General features: G+C 70.5%; 3 protein-coding genes. All 3 read left to right on the forward strand.

Going from position 1 to position 3724, the window contains the following annotated elements; all coding sequences use genetic code 11:
* On the forward strand, positions 1–2285 hold a 2285-nt coding region (gene bamA / locus VI078_14335), incomplete at its 5' end, for an outer membrane protein assembly factor BamA (GenBank protein HEY6000463.1).
* 42 nt (positions 2286–2327) lie between these two features.
* Positions 2328–3119, forward strand: a complete 792-nt coding sequence (locus VI078_14340; GenBank protein ID HEY6000464.1) for an RMD1 family protein — start codon at positions 2328–2330, stop codon at positions 3117–3119.
* A 53-nt stretch (positions 3120–3172) separates the two neighbouring features.
* A complete protein-coding gene (locus VI078_14345; protein ID HEY6000465.1) occupies positions 3173–3703 on the forward strand; it encodes an OmpH family outer membrane protein in 531 nt (176 codons plus the stop codon).
* Positions 3704–3724: the final 21 nt, after the last annotated feature.

Consider the following 3724-nt stretch of genomic DNA (forward strand, 5'->3'; position numbering starts at 1 on the left):
CCGCCGCCGGCCTCGCCGCGCGTCCCGCGGCGGCACAGCTCCTTCCCGACGCCGCCGCGGGGGGGGCGACCGGGGGCGCGGCCGCGCCGGTGCCCATCGTCACCGACATCGTCGTCACCGGCACGCGGATGGTCGAGGCGACGACGGTCCGCGCACGCATCGGCAGCCGCGAGGGCGCGCCCTACGACCCCGGGCAGGTCACCAAGGACATCCGCGCGATCTACGAGCTGGGCTCCTTCCAGGACGTCGCCGTCGACGCGGAGGGCTTCGAGGGCGGGCTGCGGCTGACCTACCGGCTCACCGAGCGGCCGCTGCTGCGGGACGTGGCCTACACGGGCAACAAGGAGATCGAGGGCAAGGACCTGACCGAGAAGGCCGCCTTCGCCCTCAACGTCCCCTACAATCCGGCGACCGTCACCGCGGCGGTGGAGCGCATCCGCTCCCTCTACCGGGAGAAGGGGTACTACCAGGTCCTCGTGCGCACCGACGCCGAGCCCTCCGGCGAGGGGCAGGTCCGGCTCAAGGTGATCATCGAGGAGGGCGCCAAGTACAAGCTCGTCGAGGTCGACGTGCGCGGCGCCCGGGCCGTGCCCGCGTCCGACGTGCGCGGCGCGCTCAAGACCTCGCCCTGGACCATCTTCTCCTGGCTCACCGAGTCGGGAAAGTTCTCGCCGGAGCTGCTCCAGGAGGACCGCCAGCGCATCGTGAGCTTCTACCAGGACCGCGGCTACATCGAGGTGCGCGTCGGCGAGCCGGAGATCGCCGTCGACGACAAGGAGCACACGGTGAAGGTGGTCTTCACCGTCTCCGAGGGGGCGCAGTACCGCCTCGGCCAGACCTCGCTCCAGGGCGACGACCTCGTGCCCCTGGACGAGATCCGCAGGCTCATCGTCCTCAAGGAGGGCGACGTCTTCCGCCGCTCGCTCTTCGCCCAGGGGATCGCGGCGGTGAACGGCCGCTACGCCGCCAGGGGCTATGCCTTCGTCCAGGTGGACTACACGACGAAGGTCGACCCGGAGACCCGCCGGATCGACGTCGCCTTCCTCGTCCAGCGCGGCCCCGAGGCCCGCATCGGGCGCATCACGATCTCCGGCAACGTCTCGACGCGCGACCGCGTCATCCGCCGCGAGCTGACCTTCGCCGAGGGGGACGTCTTCAACAGCGACGAGCTGCAGCGCAGCCGCCAGAAGCTCATGAACCTGGGCGCGCTGGGCCAGCCCTACTTCGAGCAGGTCGACCTGATGCCCCGCCCCCGCGGCGAGGACGTCATCGACGTCGACATCGAGGTCAAGGAGCGCCTCACCGGGCAGCTGCAGTTCGGCATCACCTACAGCCCCGAGGACAAGCTGATGGGGATGCTCTCGATCGCGGAGGTCAACCTCCTCGGGCGCGGCCAGTCCCTGCAGCTCAAGGTCCAGTACTCCAAGACCCGCGAGAACTACGCGATCAGGTTCTACGAGCCGTCGATCCACGACGGCCCCTGGGGCGCCGGCTTCGCGCTCTACGACGAGATCGCCGACTACGACGAGTACGACCAGAAGAAAGTCGGCGGCGAGCTGCGGCTCGGCCGCCGCCTCGGCGCCGACCTGCGCGGCGAGGTCGCCCTCAAGCACGAGCGGGTCAACGTGATGAACGTCGAGGCCGACGCCTCCGGCTACATCAAGGGCCAGGCGGGCGAGTCGACGACCAACAGCCTGAAGCTGACCCTGGCCCGCGACTCGCGCGACAACATCATGAGCCCGACGCGCGGCAGCCGCACGGCGCTCACGGGCGAGCTCGCCGGCGGGCCCTTCGGCGGCGACAACTACTTCACCAAGACATCCATCGAGCACAGCATCTACGTGCCGCTGCTCTGGCGCTTCGTCGGCATGGCGCACGGCGGGTACGCGCGGCTCGACGGCTTCAGCGGCCACGAGGCGCCGCTGAGCGAGAAGTACTTCCTCGGCGGTAGCTACTCGATGCGCGGCTTCGAGTTCCGCGAGGTCTCGCCGCGGGACGAGAACGGCGACCCGATCGGCGGCACCGAGCAGCTGCTCTTCAACTTCGAGCTGATCCTCGGGATCCTGCCCGCGCAGGGGCTCAACGCCGTCGTCTTCTACGACACCGGCAACGTCTGGGCGGACGTGGGCGACGTTTCCCTCGGCGATCTGCGCAAGGACTGGGGCTACGGCGTGCGCTGGATGTCGCCGCTGGGCCCGATGCGCTTCGAGTGGGGCTACATCATCGACCCCCGCGAGGGCGAGCACAGCCAGGGCTTCTCCTTCATCATCGGCGGCGCCTTCTAGACGACGCCGCGCGCTCGGCGCGATGGCGCCGGGGAGGCACGCGTGACGCTGGCACGGTTCGCAGGGCGCCGCTCCCTCGGGGCGCGCGCGCTGGTGCTCGGGCACCACGTGAACCTGCGCTCGGTCGACCCCGCCACGCGCCTCGCCGCCGCGCCGCTCGTGGTCACCGCCGGCGCCGGCGGCTGCGCCGTGCTCTTCCGCTACGGGGCGGCGGTCCTCGTCGGCCTCGAGCCGGCGGAGGCCGAGACCTTCCTCGCGGCGTTGCGGCCGCTCGTGCGCGAGCCCTACCCCTCCCCCGAGAGCGAGGAGCTGGAGCTGGCGCTCGAGCCGGCGGGCGAGGAGCGCCTCGCCGACGGCCGCCTGGCGCTCCAGGCCTTCGACGTGGCGCGCATCCAGGTCGTGGCCGACGCGCTCGCCAAGAGCGCCGTGCTCGAGCACTACGAGAAGGCGGTGGCCGCCGTCTTCGACGAGCTCGAGCCGCTGGCCGAGGCCCTGAGCCGGGGACGGCCGCGCGTGCGGGGCCGCGCGCTCGTGCGCCACGTCGGCCGCACCCTCGACATCCAGCAGCGCATGGTCGGGCGCGTCGAGGTCGAGGAGAAGCCCGAGGCGCTCTGGGAGCGCCCCGACCTCGAGCGGCTCTACCAGCGCCTGGCCGAGGAGTACGAGCTGCCCGAGCGCCACCGCGCGCTCGAGCGCAAGCTCGAGCTGATCGCCCGCACGGCGCAGACGCTGCTGACCCTGCAGTACAACCGGCGCAGCCTGCGCGTGGAGTGGTACATCGTGGCCCTCATCGTGCTGGAGATCCTGCTGACGCTGCGGGAGCGCTTCTTTTGATATACTACCGCGATTCTCGAACCGACGCGACGAACACGAAAGGAGCATCGTCCATGCGAATGAGAGCCGGGATCGCCGCGGGGGCCGCCCTCTGCGTCCTGCTCGCCGCCGGCGCCGCGGGCGCCCAGGAGGCGGTGAAGATCGCCTTCGTCGACATGCAGCGGGCGCTGAACGAGTCCAAGGCCGGCAAGAAGGCCCTCGGCGAGCTGCAGAAGCTGATGGAGGAGCGCAAGGCCGGGCTGCAGAAGCAGAAGGAGTCCCTCGAGAAGAAGAAGGACGAGCTGGACAAGCAGAGCCTGCTGCTCAACGAGGAGACGCGCAAGGGCCGCGAGACCGAGATCCGCACCATGGAGCGCGACTACAGCCGCACGTTGAGCGACCTCAAGGAGGAGTTCGGCCGCCGCGAGTCCGAGTACACGGACGGCATCCGCAAGGACCTGCTCAAGGTCATCGAGCGGATCGGCAAGGAAGGCACCTTCACGCTCGTGCTGGAGAAGCAGTACAGCGCCGTCCTCTACGCCCCCGCGAGCATCGACCTGACGGAGACGCTGATCAAGCGGTATGACGCCGAAGGGGCCCGCTAGGCCGGTGGCCCCGCGCTTCAC

The sequence above is a fragment of the bacterium genome, from assembly GCA_036524115.1.
Lineage (GTDB): Bacteria > JAUVQV01 > JAUVQV01 > JAUVQV01 > DATDCY01 > DATDCY01.

Coding starts and splice junctions, on each gene's coding strand:
- VI078_14345 (HEY6000465.1), top strand. CDS start 3,173: ATGCGAATGAGAGCCGGGATCGCCGCGGGGGCCGCCCTCTGCGTCCTG.